Here is a 20,853-nt window from a genome sequence, read left to right on the forward strand (position 1 = left end):
TTCGCGGGTGACGACTTCAGCTGAGTTGGAACTCGCGACGGTGGCCGTCGCCCCCGGCGGCGAGGCCACCACGACGCTGACCGTGCGCAACGACACCGACATCGTCGAGGCGTACACGTTCGAACCGGTCGGGCCGTGCGCGCCGTGGACCACGGTCGAGCCGGACCGGTTGTCGCTCTACCCGGGTACCGCCGAGACGGTGGTCGTCCACCTGCGTCCGCCGCGCTCGGCCGAGGTGCGCGCGGGCGAGACGCCGCTGGGCATCCGGGTGCTGCCGGTGGAGCGTCCGGACCTGGTGACGGTGCCGGAGACCACGGTCGTGATCGAGGCGTTCGGGCAGCTCGACGCCGCGCTGCGGCCGACCCGGCGGCGTACCTGGAAGTCGGCCCGGTTCCAGGTGGAACTCGGCAACCGGGGCAACACGCCCACCACGGTGACCCTCGTGCCCGTCGACACGGGCGACGATCCGCGCATCCGGGTCGACCCGACGACCGTCGACCTCGGACCCGAGGCTACCGCCTCGGCCGGTGTGCGGGTGCGAACGCGAGGGATCGTCTGGTTCGGCAAGAACACCAGCTTCCCGGTGCCGATCACCGCCACCACGGCCGAGGGCGAACGCCACGAGCTCGCCGGTGAGCTCGTGCGCATGCCCGTGCTGCCGCGTTGGCTGCTGGCCCTGCTCGCGCTGCTGGTGGCGTTGCTGCTGCTGTGGTTCACGCTGGTCCGCCCGGCCGTGCGCAGTTCCGCGCGGGAGGCGGCGGAGACCAAGGCGAAGGAAATGGTGCAGGATGGCCAGATCCAACCCGGACCGTCCAACACCGCCGCCCCGCGCCCCGGCGGCGGTCAGCCCCAGCCCGGTGGCGGCGGCGGGGGCGGTGACGGCCAGGGCGCCTCGCCCGGCACCGGTGGCGGGGTCAGCAAGCAGAGCTCCGGCACCATCGAGGTGCGCACCGGCGGCGGCCAGCCCGGCAGCGGCACCTACGTGGTCCCGCCCGGCAAGACCTTCCTGATCACCGACCTGGTGCTGGCCAACTTCCAGGGCGACGAGGGCACCCTCACCGTGGTGTTCGGCGACCGGGTGATCACCACCATCGCGCTGGAGACCTTCCGCAACCAGGACTACCACTGGGTGACCCCGATCGAGATCACCGAGAACGGGGCCGTGACCGCCAACGTCACCTGCGACCGCCCCGGCACCCCCGCCTCCGGCAAACAGGCCGAGACCTGCACGGAGGTGCTGAACGTCAGCGGCGAACTGCGCGATCTGCCGCGTTAGCCCAGCCCCGCCCGGTGTCCCGATCACGTCATCGAGGGAACCACCGGCTGCCCCCGGGCACCAGGAAGTTCCACTCACAGGATTGGATGTGGATTTCTGCCGAACCGCGTTGCTCGTTCACCCGTGTAGGTCACAGGCGGCGCCGCCCGGATGGGGGTGTGGCGTCGTCGCCCGCCTTCGGCACGATCGTGTCCGGGCGCAGCGGCGAGGGAACGAGCAGGGGGTTTCACAGTGGTGGACAGGGCGTACGCGGTGTTGCTCGCCCGACACCGGCGCGCGGCAGGGCTGACGCAGGAGGAACTGGCCGAGAAGTCCGGGGTCAGTGCCCGTGCGATCAGCGACCTGGAGCGCGGCCGGGCACGCAGGCCGCAGCGACGGACCTGTCAGGCGCTGGCCTCGGCGTTGGCGCTGGCGGGCGATGAGCTGGCGGAGTTCCTGGGCACCGGCGGGTTCCAGCAGATCCACACCGAACCGGAGACGGAACCGGACCAGCCCGCGCCGGACCGGCCGATGCGCGAGCTGCCGCCGGTCGTCGAGCTGGCCGGTCGCGACGAGGAGCTGGACCGCGTGCTGCGGCTGGCGGACGGGGCCTCCGACACCCAGCACACCGCCGTCGTGGTCGGCGTGCACGGGGCGCCGGGGGTCGGGAAGACGGCGTTCGCCGTGCACGCGGGACACCGGCTGGTCGAGCGCTACCCGGACGGCTGCCTGTTCGTGAACCTGCGCGGCACCGACCCCGACCAGCTCACCGCCGACCAGGCGCTGGCCCGGCTGCTGGTCGCGCTGGGCACCAACGAGGCGCGACTGCCGACGGGGGTGGAGGAACGGGCCGGACTGTACCGGGCCTTGTTGCGGGACAGGCGAATCCTGCTCGTGTTGGACAACGCCGCCGACGAGGCCCAGGTCCGGCCGCTCATCCCGAGCACGCCCGGTTGCCTGGTGCTGATCACCAGCAGGCGGGTGCTGTCCGGTCTGGAGGCCGTCGCCCGGGTCCCGCTTGAGGTGCTCCGGCCGGTCGCGGCGGTGCGGCTGCTGACCTCGATCGTCGGCGAGCACCGCGCGCAGGCCGAACCGGACGCGATCACCCGGGTCGCGGAACTGTGCGGGAACCTGCCGCTGGCCCTGCGCATCGCGGGCAACCGGCTGGCGACCCGGCCGCGCTGGCGGATCGGGCACCTGGTCGGGCACCTGGAGGACCAGCGGCGCAGGCTGACCACGCTCACCGCCGGGGACCTGCAGGTGCGGTCGGCGTTCGAGGTGTCCTATCGGATGTGCGATCCCAGTACCCGTGCGGTGTTCCGGCTGCTGTCGCTGGTGCCGCCGCCGGAGGTGCACGCGGACCTCGTGGCGGTGCTGGCGGGCACCGACGTGGACACCGCCGAGCGCAGGCTGGAGGAGCTCGTCGACGTCAGCCTGCTGGAACCCGGCGTCCTGCCCGACCGCTACACCCCGCACGACCTGCTGCGCGTGTTCGCGGCCGAACGGTTGGCGCTGGAGGACTCGCCGGACCGGGTGCGCGCGGCGGAAGTACGGATGATCAGCTGGATGCTCGGCACGGCCACCCGCGCCGGGATGCTGCTGTGCCCGCCCGGATCCGGACCGGACGAGCCCCCGGCCGGACCCGACGTCGTGTACACGGCGGCGGAGGCGATCGAGTGGCTGGACGTGGAACGCCCGCGCTGGCTGGCGGCGGTGCGCGCGGCGGCCCGGATGGGCAGGCATGAGGAGGTGCTCGCGTTCAGCCGCGCCATGCACTGGTACTCGGAGATCCGCGCCTACGCCGACCTGTGGCGCGAGATCTTCGGCCTGGGCGTCGCGTCGGCGCAGGCGCTGGGCAGGCGCCGGGACGAGGCGGTGCAGCTCAACTTCCTCGGCTGGGCACTGACCCTGACCCGCACGCGCAACGCGGAGGCCCTCGCCGTGCACGAGAAGGCGTGGCGCGCCGCCCGGGAGACCGGCGACCGCAACGAGGAGGCGTGGGCGCTGCAGTACTGCGGCCGCACGGAGCTGGTGCAGGGGAAGGCGGCGGAGGCGGCCGAGTACATCCGCCCGGCCATCGCCCTGTTCGACGAGCTGGGCGACGACCTGGGCAAGTACGTGACGCTGTCGATCCTGGGCATCGCCCTGCACAAGCTCGGCGACTACCCGGCAGCGATCGACGCGCACGGGCAGACCGTGGCCTTCTTCCGCACCCCGGAGATGCGCCCGCACGGCAACCTGCTGGCCATCGGCCTGCTCCGGCTCGCCGACACACTGGAGGCCGCGGGCGACGTCCCGGTCGCGGAGGAGACGTTCCGGGAGGCCCAGGAACTGGCGAACGCGGCCAACTACCCGCAGGTGGAGGGCCTGGCCGCGTTCGGCCGCGCCCGCTGCGCCACCGACGACCCGATCGCGACCCGGCGCCATCTGGAGACGGCTCGGGCGGTGTTCCGGCAGGCGGACGAGCCGTGGCACCACGCGCAGGTGCTGGATCTATTGGCCGAGGCGGTGGTGGCGGCCGAGCCGGGGCTGGCGGCCGAGCATCGAGCCCAGGCGGCGGAGCTGTGCGCGCGGGTCAACACGCCGGAGGCACGGGCGTTGATGGAGCGGCTGGAACAGGGAGACTCGGCCCTGGTCACCGACACCCGCACCGGCTGACCGCGCCGCTCGACTGACCGCGGAGCTCGACTGACCACGGAGCTCGGCTGACCACGGAGCTCGACCGACCGAGGCACTAGGCCCCCGACCGACCTCGGCACTCCACCGAGCAATGGCGGCCGCGGGCACCGAGGCCGACACCGACCACGTGCGGCGGTCGCTCGCCGGGTACCTGGCCCCCGCCCGGGGCAGGCCCTGCTTCGACCCTATCGGTGCTGGTCAGGTCGGGGAAGGCGGGCGCGTAGGGCTGTGGATGGATCCGGGGGCGTGGATGAGCGGGTGTGGGCAGGGAGCGACCACACCCGCTCGATCACCTGCCTGTGGCGCCGTCGTCATCGTGCATAGAGAAGCGCTCCGCACTTGCCGTGTCGGTCTCGTGACCGACCGTGAGCAAGTGCGGAGCGATTCCCGGGTGTCGACTATGCGCCGCCTGTGCGCGGGTTATGGGAAGATCACACACTCACCGCTCGAAGACGACCCGGCCGTCCACGATCGTCATGGCCACGCCGACACCGGGCAGGTCGGCCGGGGCGAGGGTGAGCGGGTTGGCCTCCAGCACGGTCAGGTCGGCGACCTTGCCCACCTCGATCGAGCCCTTCCACGACTCGGCGCCGTCCTGCCTGGCCGCGTTGACCGTGTAGCCGCGCAGCAGCGTGCGCATCAGCTCCGGCGACGGCTCGGCGCCCATCCACTCGGCCGCGGCCGCGATCCACTGCCGCCAGTCCGGGCCGATGACCGGCGCGTCCGAGCTGAGACAGACCGGGATGCCCAGGTCGAAGGCGTCGCGCAGCGGCCAGGCGGCGCGCACGACGTCGTCGCCGAGGGCGGCGGCCAGCCACGGGGCGGTGGTCACCGAGATGCCCGGCTGGGTGTTCAGGCCGATGCCCAGCTCGGGCAGCCTGGCCAGCACGTCCTTGGCGACCAGGTCGCCGTGGATCAGGTAGTGCCTGCCCGCCGGGCCGTGCGCGGCGATCGCGTCGGCCATGGCCGAGACCACGACCTCGATCGTCCGGTCGCCGGTGGCGTGCACGCCGATCTGCGCGCCCGCCCGGTGCGCCAGGTCGATCATGCGGCGCAGGTTGACCTCGCGGTCGGCCAGGTCGTCGCCGTCGACCAGCAGGTGGCCGGAGGTGCCGTCGGCGTAGCAGTGGTGGATCCAGGCCGAGCGCATCGGCGGGATGCCGTCGGCGAAGATCTTCACGCCGTTCACGTTCAGCCAGCGCGGGTCGCCCTGCGGGGCGGGGGAGCCGAGGCCGCGCTCGAAGTCGGCCAGCGTGCTCGGCCCGTCGAGCTCGCCGAACAGCCGCAGCACGGTGACCCGGGCGCGCAGCAGGCCCTCGGCGGCCAGCGCGGCGTACTCGTCCAGGACCGCGGCGGAGAAGCAGCCGGTCTGCCCGGCGTCCTCGCCTGGGCCGAGGCCCGGTTCGGTGTAGCTGGTGATGCCCAGCTCGGCGACCACGTCGCCGGTGCGCAGGATGGCCGCCCGGCGCGCCTGGGCGTCGGGCAGCAGCGGGCCTGCCGGTGCCTCGCCCTCGATGCCCGCCATGCCGGTGAGCAGCGTGTTCGGCCACATCGCGCCCAACCAGGCGCCGTGCAGGTGCGAGTCGTTGATGCCGGGCAGTACCGTGCGGCCGTAGAGGTCCACCACGTGGGTCTCGGGGCCGACGAGGTGGTCGACGTCACCGACGGCGACGATCTCGCCACTCGCGACGGCGACCGCGGTCGCCTCGGTGTCGCGGTCGTCGAAGGTGAGCACCGTGCCGCCGGTGAGTACGAGATCGGCGGTGGAAGCTGTGACCACGGTGTCCTCCGTCAACGGATGTAGATGATGCGGCCCCAGTATAGGTGCCACGTGGGATATCTCCCGGTTTTTCGTCTATGTATGTAGACTAAACCAATCTCATCACCCACCACTAGCCGGCAAGGAGTGCCCCGTGGGCGATTCCCCTCGCATCCCGGTCCGCCAGCTCGGCCCCGGCGGGCCGACCGTCTCGCTGTTCGGGCTCGGGTCGTGGAACACCTGGGACCGGATGGAGTTCGAGGACGCGGTCGCGCTGCTGCGGCGCGCGGTCGAGGCGGGCGTCACGCTGTTCGACGTCGCGCACTACAACATGGGCCCGCACGCCGAGCAGGCCCGCACCGACATCATCTTCGGCGAGGCCGTCCGCGCGGCGGGCATCGCGCGCGACGACTACCACCTCTGCGGCAAGCTGTGGTTGTGGGAATACCCCACCACCACGTTCGAGCAGCAGATGGTCACCTCGCTGGAGCGCATCGGCATCGAGCGCGCGGACAGCGTCGTGGTCGGCGACTACATGTCCCCGCCGGACATCCCGGCAATCGTCACCGACGTCGCCGAGCAGATCGAGAAGGGCCGCTTCAGCGTCTGGGGCGTGAACAACTGGATCGCCGCCGACCTGCAGACCGCGCTGGACTTCGCCGCGAAGGAGGGGCTGACCCCGCCGAGCTTCGCCCAGCTGAAGTACAGCATCGCCCGCCGGACCATGGCCGAGGGCCCGTACTACCAGCCGCACTTCACCGAGGGACGGCTGGTCATGCAGGCCTCGGACATCTTCGAGGGCGGCATCCTGGCCGGGCGCAAGTTCCCCGAGCGCAAGATCGGCGCCGACCCTGGCGGCATCCGGGACGCCATCCGGGAGGCCGCCGACGTGGTGGCCGAGGTGGCCGCCCGGCACGACGCCAGCGCCGCGCAGGTGGCGATCGCCTTCTGCCTGACCAACCCGGCGGTGGCGAACGTCCTGTTCGGCGTGAGCCGGATCGAGCAGCTGGAGGACAACCTCGGCGCGCTGGAGCTGGTCCGCGACCACGGTGCCGAGCTGAAGGCCGCGCTCGATCCCCTGTGGGCGGACAAGGCGGTCAACGCCGACGGCTCCTGGATGTAGGAAAGCCCGTCGCCGACCGGTGCCCACCGGGAGCCTCCCCTCGTTGTCGGCCCGCGATGTCCGGCCGTTCGTCCTGCCGGAATCCTGCCGGACATCGGGCGGGTCGGCACGGAGGGGTCCTGGGTGGGCGGAGTACCCGCAGCCTCCTCTGTGGAACGCGGGGTCCGAACCTGGCGACCATGTTGTTCTACCCGGGAGACATGGTGTTTACATCGTCTCGCGGGTGTCGCATGGGGACTCGGGGGCAAACGAAACGGGTGGGGTGGTCCGGTGCGGACCACCCCACCCGTTTGCTTCGCCGGTGAGGAACCTCGGAAGTCTTGCCCTGGCGCGGGTTCTTAAGGAAGCGTCATGGCTGCGTGATCCGGTCGAAGAAAGACTCCAGGTGTTGGCGTTGCAGCTTCCGGGTGGAGTAGCGGGGACCGACCAGGCTCATCACGTTGGCACCCACGTTGATCAGCACCATCTCGTCGACTAACTGCTCGTCCGGGGTGTCGGTGTGGATGTCGCCCTCGGTCCGGCCGCGCCGGATGTACTCGTGCAGCAGCGATCGCCAGGACCTCAGGTGTACCAGGTAGCGGTCGTGCAGCCGCTTGTTGGACAGCGACATCTCCCAGAACGCCAGCAGCACCCGGCCCGCGGTGATCCGCTTGGCGTCCAGCGGCATCGTCGCGGTGCACAGCGTGCGCAGCGCCTCCAGGCCGGACTTGCCTGCGGTGACCGCCGTGATGTGCGTGTGCATCATCGACAGCGCGCGCTCGAAAGTGGCCTCCACCAGCAGGTCCTTGCTGGCGAAGTAGCGTTTGAGGGCGCCGTTGGCGAACCCGGCCGCCTCGGCGATCTCGCGCATCGTGGCCGCCTCCAGCCCACCGCGCACGATCAGGCCCCAGGTCACCTCCACGATGTGCGCCCGACGCTCGTCGTGGTCGATGACCTTGGGCATCGTGCTCCTTAGGGTGTAGCGTCTACACGTGTAGTGTATCCGACGAGGTGGGGACGACCGGGCGGAACCATGCCGCCCCGGGCGACCATGATGACGCCTGGGCGCGATCATGGCGATGATTCGCGCGATCGCGTCGGGATTTCGCCGACACTGTGACGGTATCGGGAGAACGTCGTCTCCAACACCCCTTCGCCACTGGTCAGGGCCGGGAGACGGCGTTCAAGGCGGTGCACCTCGGCGGCCGGGATCTCGCCGGTGAGCACGGTGGACTCGCCCTGTGTGGCGGGTGGTCCGGGCACCGCGCGCAAACCGGTCAGCACCGGCAGCACCGCGCCGAGCGCGTCGGTGGGGATGTCGAGTGTGAACCCGTGAACGGGTTCCTCGACCCGCGTCCCGGCCGCGCTTAGCGCGCGGGCCAGCAGCAGCGCGGTCAGACCGCGGAAGTCCCCTGCGGTACTGGACATGCTCTTGTCGAACTTGGCGCCGGAGTGGCTTTGTCTGGCCAGGTAGCCGCACTCGGTCAGCACCACCCGGCAGTCCGGCACCCGCCAGCCGTGCGGGCCGCGGCCGAGGCCCACGCGGACGGTCTCCTCGATCGCGGTGAAGAACGCGGGCGGCATCGAGCCCGGCTCCACTTCCAGGTCGAACCGCATTCCACTGTCCACAAGGGAGGGTTCGACCCGGATCCCGACGCAGGCCAGGTACGGGTTCGTCTCCGCGTGCAGCCGTTCCGCCGCGTGGCCGATGCCGATGAGCCGTTCGATGTGGATGGTGGTGGTCTCCCGGAAAGCGACGGCCACGCCGAACTCCTCGGCCAGGGTGGCCTCGATGACCTCCTTCTGCACCTCGCCATAGAGCGAAAGGCGGATCTCGCCCTCGTCCTGGCGCAGGTCGACCAGCGGATCCTGTTCGGCCAACCGGGTGAGCGCCGCGTGCACCCTGGCCCGGTCGGCCGGGTTCCGGGGCACCACCGCGGTTTCCAGTGTGGGCGGGGCGAAGTGGTGTTCGGCCAGGTGCGGGGGCCGGGCGCCGACGACGTCGCCGACGCGGACATCCCCGAGGCCCCACAGTTTCCCGATCCGCCCGGCATCCAGGGCGTCGCGGCGGGTAGCGGTGCCGCGGTCGAACACGTCTATCCGGGTGACCCGGTTCGGCCGCCCGGGGTGTGGCTCGCCGACGCGGTCGCGGGTGCGCAGTGTGCCCGCGAACAGCCGCAGGTACGCGATCTTCTCCCCGGCGTCGCCGCGCTCGACCTTGAACACCGTGCCGGACAGCGGCGCCGTCGGGTCGCCCGCGGCGGCGGGCAGGAACTCGCGGATGCCCGCGCACAGGTCGTCCACGCCCGCGCCGGTGGCGGCCGAGCCGAAGTACACCGGGTGCGCCGCCGCCGACCGGACCTTCGCGGCGAACCGGGCGCGCAGGTCGGGGTAGTCGGTGGTGCCGTCGAGGTAGTCGGCCAGCAGCGCGTCGTCGGCGAGCACGTCGACCAGGTCGGGGACGAGGTCGTCGAGCGGCCGCGGTCGTCGGTCGGCGCCCGCCGTGCCCTGGGCCTCCGGTACATCGATGGCGACGGCGGCGGGGGTGAGCCGCGCCCGGATGGCGCGCAGCACGCGCTCGCCGTCCGCGCCCCGGCGGTCGATCTTGTTCACGAACAGCAGGGTGGGAATGCCCAGCCTGCGCAGGGTGCGGAAGAGGACGCGGGTCTGCGCCTGGATCCCCTCGACCGCCGAGACGACCAGCACGGCGCCGTCCAGCACGCCGAGCACCCGCTCCACCTCGGCGATGAAGTCCGGGTGGCCGGGGGTGTCGATCAGGTTCAGCACCCGCCCGCCGAGCGCGAACGACACCACCGCCGCCTTGATCGTGATACCGCGCCGCCGCTCCAGCTCCAGCGTGTCGGTGCGGGTACTGCCGTCGTCGACGCTGCCGACCTCGTCGATCACGCCCGCCGTGTACAGCAGGCGCTCGGTCAGGCTGGTCTTGCCCGCGTCAACATGGGCGAGCACGCCCAGGTTCGTCATGCCCATCGGTCCTCGTGTCCAGGATGTTCGAAACGGTGGTCGCGACTGACGCGACAGCCGTGCGGACGCGGTGGATCACAAGGGCAGGACGGCGCATGGGCACTCCACGGAACTGGTCACTGGTCGGTGTATTCCCGACCAGCACAACATTGTCCGCGCGGCGGTGGCAACCCGATTACCGGTCGTGGTCGCCATCCGGGTGTTCGTTAACCTGGCCCGGTGGCGAAATTGGGGTTCACCTGCTCGTGCTGCGGCGAACGGCACGACGACCTGCCGTTGGCGTTCGGGGCGCCCGCGCCCGCGTACTGGATGCCGGAGCACGCGGAGGATCCGCGGTCATCGCTGGATTCGGACCTCTGTGTGATCGAGTGTGAGCATTTCTTCGTGCGGGCCACTATCGAGATCCCGATCCGGGACTCGGCCGAGGTGTTCTCCTGGGGCGTCTGGGTGTCGCAGAGCCAGGAGAGCTTCGAGCGGGTCGTCTCCCGTTGGGAGAGCGAGGGGCGCGAGCACGACGAGTCGACCTTCGGCTGGCTGTCGTCGGTGCTGCCGATGTACCCGGAGACCATCGGTCTGGCGACCCGGCTGCATCAGCGCCCGGTCGGCGAGCGGCCGGTCGTGCAGCTGGAGCCGACCGACCACCCGCTGGCCGTCGAGCAGCGCGAGGGCATCACCCGGGACCGGGTGGTCGAACTCGTCGAACTGCTGCTGCACCCGGCCGGTTCGGCGGCGCCCGACGGCACAGCCGGGAGCTGACCGCCTGCCCGGACCGGCGGCATGGGCTCAGCAGCCGATGCGGATGTCGAGGATGCGGACCGGGTGCTTGGGGGCGCCGTCGGTGGCGCCGTCCGGGGTGATGCCCGCGGCCACGATGCGGTCGAGGACGTCCATGCCGCGGGTGACGTGGCCCATGACCGTGTACACCGGGCTGATGTCGGCGACGGAGTGAACGATGAACCACTCGCTGCCGTTGGTGCCCGGCCCCTGGTTGCCCATGGCGATGGTGCCGCGTGGGTACGTCTCCTTGCCGGTCACCTCGTCCGGGAACTTGTAACCCGGGCCGCCCTCCTCGGCACGGTGGATGTCGCCGCACTGCAGGACGCCGAGGCGGGGGCTGTCGGTCAGGCGCCAGCACTGGGAGTGGTCGTAGAAGTCGGACCGGGCCAGGTGCACCAGGTTGTGCACGGCACAGGGGGCGTTGGCCCGGTCGAGGACGAGCTGGATCGTGCCGTAGTTCGTGCGGATGCCGGCATAGACCGTGCCGCGCGCCTCCGCCTTGCCCCGGGGCGGGTGCACCGGTCGGGCCGCGGGGTTCTCCGGGGTCGGGGTGAACTCGCAGTGGACGTGGTGGTCGCGGGAGGTCTCCTGCGCGCTCGCGGTGGGGGCAGGCAGGGCGCTCGCGGCCAGTGTCGCCGCCGTGCTCAGGAACAGGGTGGTGGACAGTCTGAAGGATCGCCTCATCCCCGCGACGTTAGCGGCTGGTTGCCCGCTCTCCCAAGGGGACGCTAGAGTCGACGTCGTGACTGCCGGGTCGGCCTTGGGCCACGAGCGAGAGAGTCACCCGGCCGTCGCGTGACCGCCGGGCGGGCCCGTGGCCCGCCGCGCACGCGTTTCCGGGACTTTCCCACACCACCGCGTCGAGCGTTCCCGCTCCGCGGTATCCACGCGACTTCCGGCGCTGCCGCGCGTCGCGCACACCACCCACATCCCGCGTCCCACCGCGCGCGTTTCCGCTCGCGGTGCGCTGGACGCTGCCCATGAACGACCCATGACATCAGGAAAGAGCGCATGCCCAACGACTTCAACCAGTCCGTGATCGACGAGTTCCGCGCCAACCGCGGCCGCGTGGGCGGCTATTTCGAGGGAGGCCGACTGCTGTTGTTGACTACCATCGGCGCCCGCACCGGGGAACGGCACACCACCCCACTGGGATATCTCACCGACGAGACCGGTTCGCGGGTGTTCGTCATCGCCAGCGCGGGCGGATCGCCGAAGAATCCCGACTGGTACCACAATGTCCTCGCGGACCCGGCGGTGACGATCGAGGACGGGATCTTCACCCACCCGGCGCGGGCGAGTGTGCTCGCGGGCGCCGAGCGGGACGAGGTCTTCGCCCGCGCGGTGGAGGCCGATCCGGGGTGGCTGGACTACGAGTCCAGGTCCGGGCGCGCGCTGCCGGTCGTGGCGCTGGCCGTGCGGCCGGGGCCGCCCACCGCCGGGTCGCTGGGGGAGACCCTGGTGCTGCTGCACGACTGGTTCCGGCGCGAGCTGGAACTGATCCGGGCCGAGATCGTGCGTTCCGGCGCGGTGCTCGGCGCGCAGCTGCGGATCAACTGCCTGGTGCTCTGCCAGGGGTTGGGCAACCATCACCAGGGCGAGGACCAGGCGTTGTTCCCGATGATCGCCCGGCAGCACCCGGAGCTGGCGGACGTGGTGACCCGCTTGGGGGAGGAGCACGCGAAGGTCGCGGAGACGGTCGACCGTCTCCGCGACCTCCTGCGCGGCCGGGACACCGCGACCCTGCTGCCCGAGTTCGATCGGCTGGCGGCCGAGCTGACCGCCCATCTGTCCTATGAGGAGGAGCAGCTGCTGCCCGCGCTCAGCTGAGCCGCGGCCACACCGGGTCCGGGATCTCGCGGTCGAGCACCGGGGCGACGTCCGAACGGAACAGTTCCAGGGTGTCCCGGTGCTGCCGCGCGGTCAGCCCGTCCCGGTCGGCGCTCAGGTGCAGCACCTGGTGGCCGAACTCCTTGTGGTAGCGGCCGATCTTGTCGATCGCCTGCTGGGGGCTGCCGATGACCGCCGAGCTGCGTTCGACGAAGTCCTCCAGCGTCGGGAACACCGGTTCCACGCCGAGTCGCAAGTGGAGGTTCAGCCTGGCCTCGTAGATCGGCCGATAGGTGTCCAATGCCTCCTGGGAGGTCCGCGCCACGTAGAAGCCCGCCGTGCCCGCTCCCACCAGGGCGTCGGCGGGCTTGTGGCCGTGGAACTCCCAGCGCTCGCGGTAGTACCGGATCAGGTCGGCGTAGGGCTCGATCGGGTTGGTCACGTTCGCCGAGAACAGCGGGTCGCCCCATTTCGCGGCCAGTTCCACCGAGTCCCGGCTGGTCGCGCTGCCGTGCCAGACCCGGATCGGCCGCTGGAACGGCCTCGGCCACACCTCAGCGTCCACAAGCGACGGTCTGAACCGGCCGGACCAGGTGACCCTGTCCTCCCGCCAGAGCCGCCGGAACAGCTCGTAGCCCTCGGCGTTGCGCGCCCACTGGTCCTCGGGCGTGACGTGGAACAGCTCCCGCTGGGCGCTGCCGTTGCCCTTGCCGATGATCAGTTCGAGCCGTCCACCGGACAGGTTGTCCAGGGTCGCGTAGTCCTCGTAGGCGCGCACCGGGTCGAGCAGGCTCAGCGTGGTCACGCCGGTGAACAGCCGGATGCGCGAGGTGCGGGCGGCGATGTGGCCGAGCACGACCGGCGGCGAGGAGGAGATGAACGGCCGCTCGTGCCGCTCGCCCACCGCGTAGCCGTCGAAGCCGAGCTCCTCGGCCAGCACGGCGCTGTCGACCACCTCGCGCAGCCGGTCGTGGGTGCTGGCCTGGATGCCGGTGACCGGGTCGGCGGTGTGCGTGATCAGGCTGATGAGCAGGTACTTCACCGTGGTTCCCCGATTCCCAGGTGATCGCGCAGGGTCGTGCCGGAGTACTCGGTGCGGAACACGCCGCGTTCCTGCAACAGCGGCACGACCTTGTCCGCGAACTCGTCCAGGCCGCCGGGCGTGACGTGCGGGACCAGGATGAACCCGTCGCTCGCGTCGGCCTGGACGAGGTCGTCGATCTGGCCCGCGACGGTGGTGGGGGAGCCGACGAAGGTCTGCTCGCCGTTGACCTGGATGATCAGCTCGCGGATGGAGAGGTTCTTCTCCTCGGCCAGCGCCCGCCACTCGCGGCCCTTGGCCACCGGGTCGCGGTGCATGCGCACGCTGGCCCGGCCGCGGGCGATGGTGTGCTCGCCGACGAGCGGGTCGAAGTCCGGCAGCGGGCCGTCCGGGTCGTAGGCGCTCAGGTCCGCGTTCCACAGCTGTTCCAGCAGCTTGATCGCGGTCGGCCCGCTGACCTGCTGGTGGCGCACCACGTCGGCGCGCTCGCGGGCGTCGGCGTCGGTGTCGCCCAGCACGAACGTGGCCGCGGGCAGCACAACCAGCTGGTCGGGCGTGCGGCCGTACCCGGCCAGCCTGCCCTTGACGTCGGCGTAGAACGCCTGGCCCTGTTCCAGCGACCCGTGCCTGCTGAAGATGGCGTCGGCGGAGGAGGCGGCGAACTCCCGGCCCTCGTCGGAGTCGCCCGCCTGGAGGATCACCGGCCTGCCCTGCGGGGAGCGCGGCACCGGGAACCGGCCCTCGATGTCGAAGTGCGCGTCCCGGTGCCGGAACGCGCCCGCGTTCCCGTCCCGGAGGAACACCCCGGACTCGCGGTCGGCCGCGACCTCGTCGCCGCGCCAGGAGTCGAACAGTTCCGCCGCCGTCGACAGGAACGTCCTGGCCCGCTCGTAGCGCTGGTCCTGTGGCAGGAACCCGCCCCGGCGGAAGTTCTCGCCGGTGAACGCGTCCCACGAGGTCACCACGTTCCACGCCGCCCGCCCGGCGGACAGGTGGTCGAGCGAGGCGAACTGCCTGGCCACCTCGAACGGCTCGTTGAACGTGGAGTTGATCGTCCCGGCGAGTCCCAGCCGCTCGGTCGCCGCGGCGAGCGCGGCCAGCACGGTGAACGTGTCGGGCCTGCCCACCACGTCCAGGTCGTAGATCTCCCCGCCCTGCTCGCGCAACCGCAGCCCCTCGGCGAGGAAGAAGAAGTCGAACTTGGCCCGCTCCGCGGTCTGTGCCAGCTTCACGAACGAGCTGAACTCGATGTGGCTGCCCGCCGCCGGGTCGCTCCACACCGTCGTGTTGTTCACGCCGGGGAAGTGCGCGGCCAGGTGCACCTGCTTGATCGGCTTGCTCATCTCGCCCTCTCCTCAGGCCGCGTAGCGGTTCGCCGGGCGGGACAGGCCGAGCAGCCCGCGCAGGGTGGAAGCCTCGTAGCCGGTGCGGAACCGGCCGCGCCCGCGCAGTTCCTGGACCAGGCCGCCGGTGATCCCGGCCAGGTCGTGCGGGACGGCTCCCGGTCGCAACCGGAACCCGGACAGTCCCGTGGTGTGCCAGTCGAGCACCAGGTCCGCGAGCTCGGCGGGGGTGCCGACGAAGATCTCGGCGTCCGAGGCGTACCCGGCGCCCGCCAGGTCGTCCAGGCGGTTCTTGTGGTCCCGGGCGGCCGTGCCGGTCTCGCCCAGGAAGACCACGAGGTCGGCGAACACGTGCAGGGTCTCGTGCTCGCGTCCGGCGGCGGCCTGCTCGGCGCGGACCTCGTCCAGGATCCGGGTGGCGTCGGCGCGGTCGGTCGGGGTCACGTGGACGAGGTCGGCGGCGCGCGCGGCCAGCCGGGTGGGGATGATCGCGTGCGAGAGGGTGCTCACGATCGGCTGGCCCTGCGGCGGGCGCGGGGTGATCGACGGGCCCTTCACCGCGAACCAGCGGCCCGCGAAGTCGATGTAGTGCAACTTGTCCCGGTCGACGAACCGTCCCGTGGCCACGTCCCGGATCTCCGCGTCGTCCTCCCAGCTGTCCCACAACCGGCGCAACACCTCGACGTAGTCCGCGGTCTCGTCGAACAGGTCCGACAGCGGGCTGGTCTTGTCGCCGTGGTGCGCGTCGGCGAGGTCGGTGGCGCCGATGTCCCGCCTGCCGAAGTGCCGGTTGTCCGCCTGCTCCCAGGCGATGCGCACCCGTACGCCCGCGCGGCCCGAGCTGACGTAGTCCAGGGTGGCGATCGCCTTGGACAGGTGGAACGGCTCGGTGTGCGTGGCGACCGCGGTGGGGATCAGGCCGATGTGCGAGGTGAGCGGCGCCACCCTGGCGGCGAGCAGTACCGAGTCCACCCGGCCCTGCACCCGGTCGGTGTTCCCCCGTTGCGACGGGTTGAACGGGTCGTGCTGCAACGCCAGCGTGTCCTCGAAGGTGACGAAGTCCAGCGCGGCGGCCTCCGCCGCGCGCACCTGTTCCACCCAGTACCGGGCGGTGAGCACCTCGTCGGGGCGAGCCTCGGGCAGGCGCCAGGCCGCCGGGTGCCACCCGGCGGAGTCCAACGCCACGGCGAGATGCGGTCCGGTGGTCACCGGCGGCTCCCTTCCTCGTGATCGGCCGTGACCGGATTGTGCGCCGGTGGACCGGGTCGAGGTCGGGATGGCCAAGTGCTGGGACGGCGCCGAAACCCGGGAATATTCCCGGGGTGGCCGCTCCGCTACAGCGACAGACCTGCGTACAGGAGGGTGCCGGGGCGTGCGGGGTCGGCTACGAGTACGACGCTTTCGCCGGGGCGGGGCACCGAGATGCGCGGGACGGCCGTGCGCAGTCGCACCGGGTGGCGGTAGCCGTCGACCCGCAGCACGAGGTCGACCACCGGGTCGTACTCGATGGCGTGGCCGGTGTCCATGACCCCCTCCACGCGCGCCAGCGTGGCGGGCACCCCGGACGACAACAGCTGTTGGGCGGTCCGGTTCGCGCCCGGCGCGGCCGCGTCGATGGCGATCGCGCCGCCGCCGAACCTGTCCGCTTCCTGTCGCGCGCGGCCCTTGCCCTTGCCGAACAACCCCATGGCTCTCCCTCGACTCGCCGTCCGACCACAGTGGCCCGACCGGGTCTCCCGCCCGGCCGGGCCGTGGTCCGGACCACAGCGCCTGTTCGGCAGCAGCCTACGACGTTCGCGTGGCGAACAGAGGTGGGGTGGTATTCGGTGATGTCCGGCGGGTGTCGTTGTGGTGAACGGGATCCGGGAGTCCCAGTTGGACCCGTCGCCGGTAATATTCCGTACAGCGTCCACCTGGCACGGCAGGCTCAGCCCTTGACCGATCCGGCCAGCCCGCTCACCAGCCGACGCTGCACGAACACGAAGAACACCAGCACCGGGATGGTCATCAGGGTGGCGCCCGCCATGATCGCGCCCCAGTCGTTCTGGTCCGGCCGCACGAACACCTGCAGGGCCAGCGGCAGCGTCTGGTTCTCCGCCGCCGAGATGATGAACGTCTTGGCGAACAGGAAGTCGTTCCAGGCGTGGATGAACGACAGCACGCTGGTGGCCACCAGCCCCGGCGCGACGAGCGGGAACAGCACCCGCCACAGGAACCGGAACCGGCTCGCCCCGTCGAGGGTGGCGGCCTCCTCCAGCTCCTTGGGCACGGCGGCGACGAACCCGCGCAGCATCCAGATGGCGAACGGCAGGCTGAACGCCAGGTGCACCAGCACCAGCGAGCCCAGGTGGTTGAGGCCGAACGCGGGCACCGACTGGCCCACCGAGCGCATCAGGAAGAACAGCGGCACGGTCAGCGCCTCGACCGGGACCATCTGGACCACCAGCAGCATGATCAGCATGGTGGTGCGGCCGCGGAACCGGAACCGGGTCAGCGCGGCCGCCGCCAGGAACGCGACCAGCATGCTCAGCAGCACCACGGCCAGCGCCACGATCACGCTGTTGAGGAAGTAGCGGCCGAAGTTCTGCACGGTCAGTGCCCGCACGAAGCTGTCGAACGTGGGGCGCAGCGTCCACGGTTTCGGGTCGGCGGACAGCACCTCGTCCTCCGGCTTGATCGCCGTCAGCACCATCCAGAACAGCGGGAACGCCACCACCCCGGCGACCACCATGGTGACCGCCTCGGCCCGGCCCCGGCCCGCGTTCCGGCCGTTCCGCCTGTCCCGTTTCGCCTGCGTGTTCCCGGTGCGCACGGCCGTCACAGTTCCTCCCCGGAGCGGCGCAGGGCACGCAGGTAGACCACGGTGATCGCGAGCAGGACGAGCGTGGTCACCACGCCGATCGCGGCGCCCAGCCCGTACTCGGAGGCGGCGAACGCCTGCTGGTAGGCGTACACGTTGAGGGTCAGGTTCCGCCCGGCGATGCCGCCGCCGTTGGTCATCACGTAGATCTGGGTGAACACCTTGAAGTCCCAGATCACCGACTGGATGGTCACCACGGCCAGCACCGGCCGCAGCAGCGGCAGCAGTACCGAGGTGGCGATCCGCCTGGTCGACGCACCGTCCAGGGCGGCCGCCTCCAGCACCTCGCCGGGGATGGCCTTGATCCCGGCGTAGAGGGTGATCATGGCGAACGGGAACGAGCACCAGACCACCTCGGCGGCCACCAGTCCGAACGCCGTCCACTTGCCATAGGTCCAGGAGAAGCCGTCCAGGCCCAGAACGTTGTTCACCAGGCCGAGGTTGGCGTCGAACAGGAACAGCCAGACCGTCGAGCCCGCCACCGCCGGTGTCGCCCAGGCGCCGAGCGCCGCCAGGAACAGGCAGGTCCGCGCCCACGGCCGGACCCGGGTGGCCAGGACCGCGAGGGCGGCCCCGGCCAGCAGCGTGCCCGCGACGCAGACGGCCGCGAACCCGACCGTCTGCGCCAGCACCGCCCAGAACCGGGAACCGGAGAACAGGGTCGTGTAGTTGCCCAGCCCGAGGAACTCCAGCGGGGCGCCGCCGCTGACCTGCTCCTGCCCGTAGTCGTAGAACGAGATGACCACGAGCTGGTAGACCGGGTAGGCCAGCAGCGCGCCCAGCACCAGCAGGGCGGGGGCGAGGTAGGCGAGCGCGGTCCGCCCCTCGCCCGACCTCGCCCGCGCCCGCCGGGTCGCGGTGCTCACGAGCCGAAGGCCGCGTTCATCGCGTCGGCGGCCGACTTCGTCGCGGTGTCCACGTCCTTGGCGCCGCTGGCGATCTCCTGCAACATGGTCGGGATCACCGCCTGCGAGTCGATCTTCGCCCAGGCCGGTGTGTTGGGCACGAACCTCGCACCCGAGGCCAGAGTGGCGGTGAACGGTTGCAGCGCGGGCTCGCTTTCCGCCAGCTCACGCTGCAGGCCCTGGTAGGTGGGCAGGTTGCCCATGGCGTCGAACATCTTGCGCTGGTACTGCTTGCCCGCCAGCAGCTGCACGAACTCGAACGCCAGTGTCCGGTGCTTGGTGCCCGCGAGCAGGCCGAGCAGGTTGCCGCCGCCGAACGCGGGCGCGATCGTGCCCGCAGCCTTGCCGGGCAGCGGGACCACCGCGTACTTGCCCTTGACCGAGCTGGCCTCCACCGACTTGCGGTTGAAGTCGCCGCCGATGGTCATCGCGGCCTTGCCCGCGCGGAACGCCTCCACGCTCGCGTCGCCGCCGTTGCCCGCGCACTGGGCGGGCGGACAGATGTCGTCGCGCAGCAGCTCGGTGTACCTGGCCACGCCCGCGCGCGCCTGCGGGGAGTCGATCGCTGCGCTGAACTTGCCGTTGAGGCTGGTGGCGATCTCGCCGCCCTCGCCCCAGACGAACGGCAGCGCGCCGTAGGTGTACTTGCCGCCGACCGAGATGCCCAGCAGGTCGGGGTGCGCGGCCCGGATCCGGCGGGCGAGCGGGGCGATCTCGTCCAACGTGGACGGTGGCTGCACGCCCAGCTCGGTGAAGACGTCGGTGCGGAAGTACAGCGCGCGCACGCCGATGTACCACGGGATCGCGTAGACCTTGGTGTCCACCTTCGTGGCGTCCAGCGCGGCGGGGAGCATGTCGTGCACGTCCGCCCAGTTCAGCGCCGGGTTGCTGATATCGGCCAGGCCGCCCGCGGCGACGAAGCCGGACAGGTCGGTGTTGCCGAACTCGGCCACGTCGGGGGCGCTGGCCGGGTCGCTGAACGCGGCCTTGAACCGTTCGGCGCGGGTGGCGACCTGGATGTACTGCACGTCCACGGTCACCCCGGGGTGCTTGCCCTGGAACTCGGCGACCGCGTCGGCCACCACCTTCTCCTTGGGCGCGCGGTTCACCTCGTCGAACAGCCACACCCGGACCTGGCCCGTGGTCTCGTCCCCGCTCGACTGGGCGGGCCCGGACTGCACCGGCGCGCATGCCGTCGCCACGACCAGGGAGACCACCGGTAACGCACCGGCCAACCACCGCTTCCGCATCTCTCGACCCCGTCCCTGATGTTGCGCTGTGCGCAACTATCGTTTCATGGAGAGCAACGTGCAGGCGATCGTAGAAGCGCGCCGCGATTGGGGCAAGGGTCCGGCACCTCGGCGCGGACCGGGGTCGGCACCCGATCGAGCACCGCCGACTCGCCCGGTCCGACCAGTCGGCGCGTCTGGTCGCGGGCGCCCCGCCGTGGCACGATGGGAGATCGGGATTGTCGGGTCCACCGGACCCGCGCGCGCCCGCTCGGCGATCCCGGGCACCGCGCGTCCCCGGGCGGCCCGACCGGCGCCGCCCGCGCACCCGGGTGTCGATCCCACCCGGCGAACAGTCGTCGCGAGTCCCCGCGGTGAACCGGGCACCGATTCACCCTGGCCATCGGAAGCCGTGGACTTGACAACTCGCGTTGCCGCAACGGCAAATGGACCGGTGAGCGATTCGGCGAACGACGAGGCCCCCGAACTGGACGCCGTCCTGGACGCGGTCGGCCCGCGGCTGCGGTCGCTGCGCCAGACCCGCAAGGCCACGCTCGCCCAGCTGTCCGCGACGACCGGCATCTCGGTGAGCACGCTGTCCCGGCTGGAGTCCGGCCAGCGCCGCCCCACCCTGGAACTGCTGCTGCGGCTGGCCCGCGCGCACCAGGTGCCGCTGGACGAGCTGGTCGGCGCCCCGGTCACCGGCGACCCCCGGGTGCGCCCGGACCCGGTCGTCCGCAACGGGGTCACCTACCTGCCGCTCACCCGGCGCCCCGGCGGGGTCCGCGCGTACAAGCTGATCTACCCGGCGAAGCCGGAGGCGGCGCCGGAACCGAAGGCGCACGAGGGTTACGAGTGGCTCTACGTGCTGTCCGGCCGGATGCGGCTGGTGCTCGCCGAGCACGACGTGGTGCTGGCCACCGGCGAGGTGGCCGAGTTCGACACGCACATCCCGCACTGGTTCGGCAACCCGGGGCCGGGCACGGCCGAGGTGCTGAGCCTGTTCGGCCCGCAGGGCGAGCGCATCCACATCCGGGCCCGCTCCCGCGGATCCGCCCGCTGAACGACCGCACTGACCCACACACTG

17 protein-coding genes are annotated in these 20,853 nt (G+C 71.5%); 6 read left to right on the top strand and 11 right to left on the bottom strand.

The features are described 5' to 3' along the window. The first annotated feature begins 7 nt into the window (after positions 1-7). Entirely contained in the window at positions 8-1,276 is a 1,269-nt protein-coding gene (locus C503_RS0109235; RefSeq protein ID WP_026316113.1) for a COG1470 family protein, read from the top strand. Between the two features lie 231 nt (positions 1,277-1,507). Continuing rightward, positions 1,508-3,913 (top strand): ATP-binding protein, encoded by a 2,406-nt coding sequence (locus tag C503_RS38755; protein ID WP_245572435.1) that lies wholly within the window; start codon positions 1,508-1,510, stop codon positions 3,911-3,913. Positions 3,914-4,373: 460 nt separating this feature from the next. Here C503_RS38755 and C503_RS0109245 read toward each other — a convergent pair whose 3' ends face one another. Further along, positions 4,374-5,714: an amidohydrolase gene (locus C503_RS0109245; protein ID WP_018681912.1), complete on the bottom strand. Its 1,341-nt coding sequence runs from the start codon at positions 5,712-5,714 to the stop codon at positions 4,374-4,376. Between the two features lie 133 nt (positions 5,715-5,847). Here C503_RS0109245 and C503_RS0109250 point away from each other — a divergent pair, with 133 nt between their 5' ends. After that, positions 5,848-6,816, top strand: a complete 969-nt coding sequence (locus C503_RS0109250; protein WP_018681913.1) for an aldo/keto reductase — start codon at positions 5,848-5,850, stop codon at positions 6,814-6,816. 349 nt (positions 6,817-7,165) lie between these two features. On the opposite strand, the gene C503_RS0109255 is transcribed toward C503_RS0109250, so the two are convergent. Together C503_RS0109255 and C503_RS38760 are read right to left on the bottom strand one after the other, a co-directional pair. Further along, positions 7,166-7,759, bottom strand: a complete 594-nt coding sequence (locus C503_RS0109255; RefSeq protein ID WP_018681914.1) for a TetR/AcrR family transcriptional regulator — start codon at positions 7,757-7,759, stop codon at positions 7,166-7,168. A 107-nt stretch (positions 7,760-7,866) separates the two neighbouring features. Continuing rightward, a complete protein-coding gene (locus tag C503_RS38760; protein ID WP_342663373.1) occupies positions 7,867-9,780 on the bottom strand; it encodes a GTP-binding protein in 1,914 nt (637 codons plus the stop codon). A gap of 219 nt (positions 9,781-9,999) precedes the next feature. Here C503_RS38760 and C503_RS0109265 point away from each other — a divergent pair, with 219 nt between their 5' ends. Next, on the top strand, positions 10,000-10,536 hold the full coding sequence (locus C503_RS0109265) for a DUF2199 domain-containing protein (RefSeq protein ID WP_018681916.1): 537 nt from the start codon (positions 10,000-10,002) through the stop codon (positions 10,534-10,536). 27 nt (positions 10,537-10,563) lie between these two features. On the opposite strand, the gene C503_RS0109270 is transcribed toward C503_RS0109265, so the two are convergent. Then, positions 10,564-11,241: a peptidylprolyl isomerase gene (locus C503_RS0109270; RefSeq protein ID WP_018681917.1), complete on the bottom strand. Its 678-nt coding sequence runs from the start codon at positions 11,239-11,241 to the stop codon at positions 10,564-10,566. Positions 11,242-11,568: 327 nt separating this feature from the next. Here C503_RS0109270 and C503_RS0109275 point away from each other — a divergent pair, with 327 nt between their 5' ends. Further along, entirely contained in the window at positions 11,569-12,387 is an 819-nt protein-coding gene (locus C503_RS0109275) for a nitroreductase/quinone reductase family protein (protein ID WP_018681918.1), read from the top strand. Here C503_RS0109275 and C503_RS0109280 read toward each other — a convergent pair. The 7 genes from C503_RS0109280 to C503_RS0109310 form a co-directional block, all read right to left on the bottom strand. Further along, positions 12,380-13,429, bottom strand: coding sequence for an LLM class flavin-dependent oxidoreductase (locus tag C503_RS0109280; protein WP_018681919.1), 1,050 nt, complete (start codon positions 13,427-13,429; stop codon positions 12,380-12,382). The genes C503_RS0109275 and C503_RS0109280 overlap by 8 nt on opposite strands. Then, positions 13,426-14,772, bottom strand: coding sequence for an NtaA/DmoA family FMN-dependent monooxygenase (locus C503_RS0109285; protein ID WP_018681920.1), 1,347 nt, complete (start codon positions 14,770-14,772; stop codon positions 13,426-13,428). Before C503_RS0109285 ends, C503_RS0109280 begins: the two co-directional genes overlap by 4 nt. Positions 14,773-14,784: 12 nt before the next feature. Next, positions 14,785-15,981, bottom strand: a complete 1,197-nt coding sequence (locus C503_RS0109290) for an LLM class flavin-dependent oxidoreductase (RefSeq protein WP_018681921.1) — start codon at positions 15,979-15,981, stop codon at positions 14,785-14,787. Positions 15,982-16,106: 125 nt separating this feature from the next. After that, positions 16,107-16,460 (bottom strand): hypothetical protein, encoded by a 354-nt coding sequence (locus C503_RS38765; protein WP_018681922.1) that lies wholly within the window; start codon positions 16,458-16,460, stop codon positions 16,107-16,109. Between the two features lie 239 nt (positions 16,461-16,699). Further along, the gene (locus tag C503_RS0109300) at positions 16,700-17,503 is read right to left on the bottom strand and encodes a carbohydrate ABC transporter permease (protein WP_051114789.1); all 804 of its coding nucleotides are present in this window, start codon (positions 17,501-17,503) and stop codon (positions 16,700-16,702) included. 86 nt (positions 17,504-17,589) lie between these two features. Beyond that, the gene (locus tag C503_RS0109305; protein ID WP_018681924.1) at positions 17,590-18,498 is read right to left on the bottom strand and encodes a carbohydrate ABC transporter permease; all 909 of its coding nucleotides are present in this window, start codon (positions 18,496-18,498) and stop codon (positions 17,590-17,592) included. Next, on the bottom strand, positions 18,495-19,787 hold the full coding sequence (locus tag C503_RS0109310) for an extracellular solute-binding protein (RefSeq protein ID WP_018681925.1): 1,293 nt from the start codon (positions 19,785-19,787) through the stop codon (positions 18,495-18,497). The genes C503_RS0109305 and C503_RS0109310 overlap by 4 nt, the downstream gene beginning before the upstream one ends. 433 nt (positions 19,788-20,220) lie before the next feature. Between C503_RS0109310 and C503_RS47775 the strand changes: the two genes are divergently transcribed. Continuing rightward, the gene (locus C503_RS47775) at positions 20,221-20,829 is read left to right on the top strand and encodes a helix-turn-helix domain-containing protein (protein ID WP_018681926.1); all 609 of its coding nucleotides are present in this window, start codon (positions 20,221-20,223) and stop codon (positions 20,827-20,829) included. Positions 20,830-20,853: the final 24 nt, after the last annotated feature.

The organism is Actinokineospora enzanensis DSM 44649 (assembly GCF_000374445.1).
GTDB lineage: Bacteria > Actinomycetota > Actinomycetes > Mycobacteriales > Pseudonocardiaceae > Actinokineospora > Actinokineospora enzanensis.